5 protein-coding genes are annotated in these 6,937 nt (G+C 65.7%); 3 read left to right on the forward strand and 2 right to left on the reverse strand.

The annotated features are described in order from the left end of the window. Positions 1 to 17 precede the first annotated feature (17 nt). From A5747_RS23805 to A5747_RS23815, 3 genes are all read left to right on the forward strand, one after another. On the forward strand, positions 18 to 1,154 hold the full coding sequence (locus A5747_RS23805) for a branched-chain amino acid aminotransferase (RefSeq protein ID WP_083700612.1): 1,137 nt from the start codon (positions 18 to 20) through the stop codon (positions 1,152 to 1,154). Next, entirely contained in the window at positions 1,151 to 2,419 is a 1,269-nt protein-coding gene (locus A5747_RS23810) for a glycosyltransferase (RefSeq protein ID WP_076128882.1), read from the forward strand. The genes A5747_RS23805 and A5747_RS23810 overlap by 4 nt, the downstream gene beginning before the upstream one ends. A gap of 90 nt (positions 2,420 to 2,509) precedes the next feature. After that, complete coding sequence (locus A5747_RS23815; protein ID WP_158070289.1) at positions 2,510 to 3,409, forward strand: FkbM family methyltransferase; 900 nt, start codon at positions 2,510 to 2,512, stop codon at positions 3,407 to 3,409. A gap of 8 nt (positions 3,410 to 3,417) precedes the next feature. Here A5747_RS23815 and A5747_RS23820 read toward each other — a convergent pair whose 3' ends face one another. Continuing rightward, positions 3,418 to 4,218 (reverse strand): GAP family protein, encoded by an 801-nt coding sequence (locus A5747_RS23820; RefSeq protein ID WP_076128884.1) that lies wholly within the window; start codon positions 4,216 to 4,218, stop codon positions 3,418 to 3,420. Between the two features lie 198 nt (positions 4,219 to 4,416). Further along, positions 4,417 to 6,937: SDR family NAD(P)-dependent oxidoreductase (locus A5747_RS23825; RefSeq protein ID WP_142245715.1), on the reverse strand; the 2,521-nt coding region annotated here is incomplete at its 5' end.

Raw genomic sequence — 6,937 nt, forward strand, 5'->3', positions numbered from 1 at the left:
CTCGTCAGGTGGAACAAATGTCGGTGGATCGGGAAGTCGCGCTTTTGCCCGGGGGTTTTCGACTCGATGTGGCCCTATCGCGATCGTCGGACGCTGAGCGGGCCGAAATCTTAGCGGACCCGGGGTTCGGTCGTTTTTTCACTGACCATATGTCGATCATTTACTGGGATGCAGACAAAGGTTGGCACGGGGCGCGTGTAACGCAGCTCAGCTCGTTCACCATTCATCCGGCATGTGTTGTGCTCCACTACGCCCAGGGAGTCATCGAGGGCTTGAAAGCTTACGGTCGGGCGGACGGAAGCGTTTGGCTGTTCAGACCGTTGCTCAATGCTCGCCGGTTCCGCAAATCGGCTGCCAGGCTGGCCCTTCCGCAGCTCGGCGACGACCTTTTCCTCGCGAGCCTGATTTCGCTGGTGCAAGTAGACCGCGCGTGGGTGCCTACCAATGGTCGTGAATGCAGTTTGTATCTCCGGCCATTCATGTTCGGTGCGGAAGTGGGACTCGGGGTCCGGCCAAGTCCGTCCGTGACCTACGCGGTCATCGCGAGCCCGTCAGGCCCATATTTTCCGGGCGGAACCGCCGGAATGCGGCTATGGGTGGGGAAGTACCCCCGCGCCTGGGAGGGTGGCACCGGGAGCGTCAAATTCGGTGGTAACTACGCGTCGAACCTCTTGGCAGAAATCGAGGCCAAAGAGTATGGCTGCGATCACGTGTTGTTCCTCGACGACGATGGCTGTGTCCAGGAATCCGGCACGATGAACATATTTGCCATCACAGCTGAGGGCGAGCTTGTAACCCCAAGCCTGGGAACGATTCTCGAGGGGGTGACACGGGCGAGCGTTCTTTCGCTGGCGACCGCCCACGGGTTGGCCCCCACCGAACGTCGATTCCCGTTCGAGGAATTGAAGCAGGGCTGCGTTTCCGGCAAGATTCGCGAGGTCTTCGCGGTCGGGACTGCGGCCGTCGTCAACCCGATCGTTGGATTCAAGGGCCCGCGGTGTGAATTCGCGGTGGCCGACGGTCTGCCAGGTCCCAAGAGCCGAGCGCTGCGCGACCACCTCCTCGACATTCAATACGGTCGGCGGCCGGACCCGTTCGACTGGATGGTTGAAATCCCCGACTTGGCTCAAGTGAAAGGCGAGGAACCGCGATGATATTTGTGTTGGCCTGCTACGGAACTCGCGGCGATGTCGAGCCCGGCGTCGCTGTCGGCCGCGAGCTGTTGCGCCGGGGGCACGAAGTGCGCATGGCCGTCCCGCCCGACATGGTGGGCGACACCGAGGCGGCCGGGCTTGCGGCGGCCGGCTACGGGGTGGACACGCAGACGTGGATGGACGTGCACCGCGATCTGTGGGCGTGTCTGTCCCGCAGTCCCTGGAGGATCCGGGAGCTGATCAGGTTGGGACGCGAACTTTGGCGGCTCTTCATGCAGAGCTGGGGGGAGGCGAGCGCCACGCTGAGATCGCGGGCAGGCGGGGCCGACCTGCTCGTCACCGGCCGCAGTTTGGAGGAGACCGCGGCCAACGTCGCGGAGTATCACGACATTCCGTTGGCCACACTGCATTACGCGCCGGCGCGGCCCCACGGCCAGGTCCTTCCATTCCTGCCGCCGTTGTTCGGGCGCTCCTTGATGACCCTGAACGAGTGGGTGTATTGGCGCACGACGAAAAGGGTCGAGGACACGCAGCGGCGTGAACTGGGCCTGCCGAAGTCGACAGCCCCCTCGTCGCGGCGGATCGCCGAACGCGGGTCGCTGGAAATCCAGGCCTACGACGAGGTTTGCTTTCCCGGGCTGGCAGCCGAATGGGCGAAATGGAACGGCCGGCGGCCCTTTGTCGGCGCACTGACCATGGAGCTGCCAACCGACGCCGATGACGAGGTCGCGTCGTGGATTGCCGCGGGAACACCGCCGATCTATTTTGGGTTTGGCAGCATCCCGGTCGAATCCGCCGCCCGCACAGTCGAAATGATCAGCGCCGCTTGCGAGCAGCTAGGCGAGCGAGCGTTGGTTTGCTCCGGCGGCACCGACTTCAGTGACGTCCCCCAATTCGCGAACGTCAAGGTGGTGGGCGCGGTGAACCATGCGGCCGTCTTCCCCGCATGCCGCGCCGTCGTGCACCATGGCGGCGCGGGCACGACGGCCGCCGGGCTGCGCGCCGGAGTCCCCACCTTGATCCTCTGGGCGGCGGCCGATCAGCCGTATTGGGGAGCTCAGATCAAACGACTGAAGGTTGGCACTGCCCGCGGATTCGCGAGCACTACCCAGCAATCGCTGGTCGCGGACCTGCGCACCATCCTCGAGCCCGAGTACGCCGGACGGGCCCGTGAGATCGCCACTCGGATGAGCAAATCCGCCGAAAGCGTTGCGGCCGCCGCTGATCTGCTCGAGAATTTCGCCCGCACGCGGCGTGAGGGCTGAGCCGGTCAAAAGGGCCGCGGAATGATCGGGGCTCGGATCCTAGGGCTGTGGCGCTGGTACATACGATTCCTTCGCACCGGCAAGGAGCGCGTGGGCCTCACCGAGCGCTGGATCCGGGCGCTGCTGCTGATCGTGCCGTACTACGGCATGGCTTTGCCGCTGTTGATCCGCGCCGCGCTGTGGGGACCGGTGACCGTCGAGGGCGTCAGTGAAGACGGAACCCATTTTCGGTGCCGGCTCCCGGATTTCATCCCGATGTACATCTACCTGTTCGGCACCTGGGAACCCGATCTCGCGGCGTTCCTGCGCCGCCGGCTCCGGCCGGGCGACGCCTTCGTCGACGTCGGTGCCAACATCGGATGTGTAAGCGCGTTAGCCAGCGGACTGGTTGGACCGCACGGCGTCGTTGTCGCTATCGAACCGTGCCCCACCGCGATCGCCGCGCTGCAGGAGACCGTGGCCAGGAACGCCCTGACGAACGTTCGCCTGGTGGCCGCCGCTGTGTCGGATCGCGTTCAGGAACTCCCACTGTTCGTCGGACCAAGCTACAACCTGGGCATGACCTCGACGGTCGCCCACTGCAGCCTGCGGGAACGGGGCCGGGCGCCGGCGGCGCCGCTCGGCTCGCTCGCCACTCGTGCGGAGCTGGCCAGCGCGCGCCTGATCAAGATCGATGTGGAGGGCGGCGAGGACCGAGTGCTGGCAGGCATTTTGGCGTCCGTCGACGCGCTCGGCGCCGATGCCGAGTTGGCGGTTGAACTGTCGCCGAAATGGTGGAGCGATCCGCAGCTGCGGCCAATTGATGTGCTGCAACCGTTCCTTGACCGCGGCTTCCATGTCTTTCTGCTGCCCAGCGATTACACGCCGTGGCGCTACCTGTGGCCCCGGGATGTCGGCGCCCCGCTGCGGCTGCGCGACTTGACCGTACTGAAGCGGCGCATGCGGCGGCTCGACGTGGTGCTGTCGCGCAGCGACGCCGACATGCTTTGAAGCCGAGGTTAGGTGCCGGCCATGCCCTGCGCCACCAGCGAGACGCCGACGACGGCGATGATGACCAGCACGATCTTTCGACGATGGGTCCAGGCCCAGTCGCGCAGCACTCGCACTGCCGCTTGGGTTTTCGCCGGCGCCACCAGATAGCTGACCAGGATGATCTCCTCAACCGCAAGCATCCCGACGACGAACGCGATGGCGGCGCTGATCTGCGTGCCGATCGCGGCTCCCGAAGCGACGATGATCGCGTCGACGATCAGCACCCCTTCGAGCGATGGCGCCATCAAGACGCCGATCAGGAACGCCACCCACAGGGATCCGTTTTGCCACACGTCGTGGCCGCGGCGCAGCAGCCGCCGGAAAACGGATTCGCCCTCCGTCGGCGGATCCTGCGCGTGACCGATCAGCCGCGAGATCGTTTTCGGTGTGTTCGATTCCAACACAAGCGTCGAGCCGTCGCCTGCCGCAACCGGCACCTTCTCGCGCTGACGCGACGAGAAGCGCACTGCCATCAATGCGGCGATCGACAGAGCCAGCACACCCAGGCCGATTTGAATGTAGTGGGCGGTGGAGTTCGCGCCCGTGCCCGGCGTGGCCAAATCTCGGGTAAGAGAAGCGAACGTCGGCGTCACGTGCAGCACGATCAGCGGAACGAGATAGGAGGGAACATTCACCGCAATGCAGCCGAGCCAGTAGGCAAACAAGTTTTGCACGGGCCGCGGCCGGGAGATCACGAGAAGGATGATGCCGAGACGCAACGGATGGAGCGTCACAAAAATCGCAAATCCCAACAACGAGCTCCACATGATCGGCACACTACCTTGTTGGCTTTTGTCTGTTGGCTCTTTTTAGGCGTCCCAGAGGTGTGTTGTGTGCGGCAGGCGCACAATTTTGTGCCGGGCGCCGGAATTGCTCAACATCGGTGCAATAAGCCTTCGCATCGAATGGCTCGCGAATTGATATCAGCACTCGCATCGCCCTAATTCCGAACGCATTTTCTGGCTTCATGCGCCAACGCCCTCGGCGGGCGTCAGCCTTTCGCAGAGCAGCTCCGCCAAACCTCGAATGGTGCCAATGGTGGTGAAGTCGGTGGGATTGATCCGTATTCCCGTTTCCGTCTCGATGCGGGTGCGCAGTTCAAGCGCGCCCAGCGAGTCGATGCCGTACTCCGAGAGTGGCCGGTCCGGATCGATGCTGCGATGCAAGATCAGGCTGACCTGATCGGAGATCAGGCGCCGCAGCCGGGTGGGCCATTCCTCGAGCGGCAGCTCGCTGAGCTCGGCGCGCAGCTTGCTTGTGCCCGTTGGGTTTTGTCCGTTGGAGCGGAATGCTTCGGCAAACGGGCTGCGTTGCGCGAAGCTGGTCAACCACGGGGCGCCGGTGATCGGTGCATACCCGGTATAGCCTCGGTCGTGGCGCAGCAGCGCTTCGAACGCATACGCGCCCTCCTCGGGAGCGATAACTCCGTCGGCGCCCTCCGCCAGCGGGGCGGCGCGCCCGACCTGCGCCCATGCGCCCCAGGCGATTGCGGTCGCCGGCAGGCCTTGAGCCCGGCGCCACAGGCTGAAGGCGTCCAGCCAACTGTTGGCCGCCGCGTAGGCGCCCTGCCCGGGCGAGCCAACTAGCGCGGCCGCCGAGGAGAACCAGCAGAACCAGTCCAACGGCTGGCCGGCGGTGGCCGCATGCAGGTTCCACGCACCGTAAACCTTTGGCGCCCAGTCACGCTCGATGAGCTCATCGGTGATATTCGTCAGTGTCGCATCCTCGATCACCGCCGCGGCATGCAGCACACCGCGCAGCGGAAGGCCGGTCGCGGTCGCGACCGTCACCAACCGCTCTGCCGTCCCGTCCGCGGCGATATCGCCACACTCCACCACGACGTCGGTACCGGTGGCGCGGATGCGTTCGATGGTCTGCGACGCATCGACGGTTGGTTGCGAGCGCGAGCACAACACGAGACGCCCGCAGCCTGCCGTCGCCATCTTCTCGGCCAAGAACAGCCCCAGGCCCCCCAGCCCGCCGGTGACGATGTAGGCGCCGTCGGGGCGGAAGACCCGAGTCTGGCCCGGCGGCACCACCACGCGGCTGGACCCGGCGTGCGGAACGTCGAGCACGAGCTTCCCGGTGTGCTGGGCCCCGCTCATCAACCGAATGGCCGTAGCGGCGTCCGCAAGCGGGTAGTGCGTGCTCTGCGGCATCGGCAAAACGCCGTCGGCGGTGAGCCGGTACACCGTTTTCAACAGCTCCTGCAGGCGCTCGGGATGGCTGTAGGACAGCAATCCTAGGTCGACGCCGTAGAAGGCGAGGTTGCGCCGGAACGGAAAGAGCCCCAGCCGGGTGTCGCCGTAGATGTCGCGTTTGCCGATTTCGACGAATCGTCCACCGAGCGCGAGCAATTCGAGACCGGCGCGTTGGGCGGCGCCGGTAACCGAATTGAGGACGATGTCTACGCCATATCCCTGGGTATCACGGCGTATTCCCTCGGCGAACTCCAGGCTTCGCGAGTCGTAAACGTGCTCAATACCCATGCCGCGCAGCAGGTCTCGGCGCTGCTCGCTGCCGGCGGTGGCGAAGATCTCGGCACCCGCGGCCCGGGCGATGGCAATCGCCGCCTGGCCCACGCCGCCGGTCGCGGAATGGATCAACACCTTGTCGCTGCCGCTGATGCGGGCCAGGTCGTGGAGGCCGTACCACGCGGTGGCGTGCGCGGTTGTCACCGCGGCCGCCTGGCCGTCGGAAAGACCGGCCGGCACCGATACGGCCAGGCGCGCGTCGCAGGTGATGAACGTACTCCAACAGCCGTCGGCGCATAGGCCTGCGACGTGATCGCCCACCTTGTGGCCGGTCACGTCGGGCCCGACCGCGGTGACGACACCGGCGAAGTCGGTGCCGAGCTGCGGGAGTCGCCCCTCGAAGGCTGGGTAGCGTCCGAACGCCAGTAACACGTCGGCGAAGTTGATGCTGGACGCGCTGACCGCGACCTCGATCTGTCCGGGCCCCGGCGGAATCCGGTCGCAGGCAACGAGTTCCATTGACTCCAGGTCGCCCGGTGTACGGATCTGCAGACGCATCCCGTCGCTCTCATGGTCGGCGACGGTCGTGTGCCGTTCCTCCGGCCGCAGGGGAGTCGAACGCAAACGCGCCGTATACCACTGGCCGTTTCGCCAGGCGGTCTCGTCTTCGTCGGATCCGCTGAGCAGTTGCTGCGCCAGGTGCTCGCTGTCGGTGTCGGCGTCCAGGTCGATCTGGGTGGCGTGCAGGTGCGGATGCTCGGCGCCGATTACGCGCAGCAAACCCCGCAGCCCGGCCTGCTCGAGGTTGGGCCGGTCGCCGGCCAGCACCGCCTGAGCGCCGCGGGTGACGACGCACAGGCGCGGCGGCTGGCCGGCGATGTCCGGCAATCCGCGGGCGATACGCACCACATGCTCCACGTACTCGCGGCCAAGCAGCGGGGAGTGGTCGTCGGAGTGACCGTTTTTGGGTCCGGCGAGGATCACCACGCCGGTGAATCCCGCTGCGCGCAAA

It is taken from the genome of Mycobacterium sp. IS-836, from assembly GCF_001954275.1.
In the GTDB taxonomy this organism is placed as follows: Bacteria; Actinomycetota; Actinomycetes; order Mycobacteriales; family Mycobacteriaceae; genus Mycobacterium.

Coding starts and splice junctions, on each gene's coding strand:
- A5747_RS23820 (WP_076128884.1), bottom strand. CDS start 4,218: ATGTGGAGCTCGTTGTTGGGATTTGCGATTTTTGTGACGCTCCATCCG.
- A5747_RS23810 (WP_076128882.1), top strand. CDS start 1,151: ATGATATTTGTGTTGGCCTGCTACGGAACTCGCGGCGATGTCGAGCCC.
- A5747_RS23805 (WP_083700612.1), top strand. CDS start 18: ATGTCGGTGGATCGGGAAGTCGCGCTTTTGCCCGGGGGTTTTCGACTC.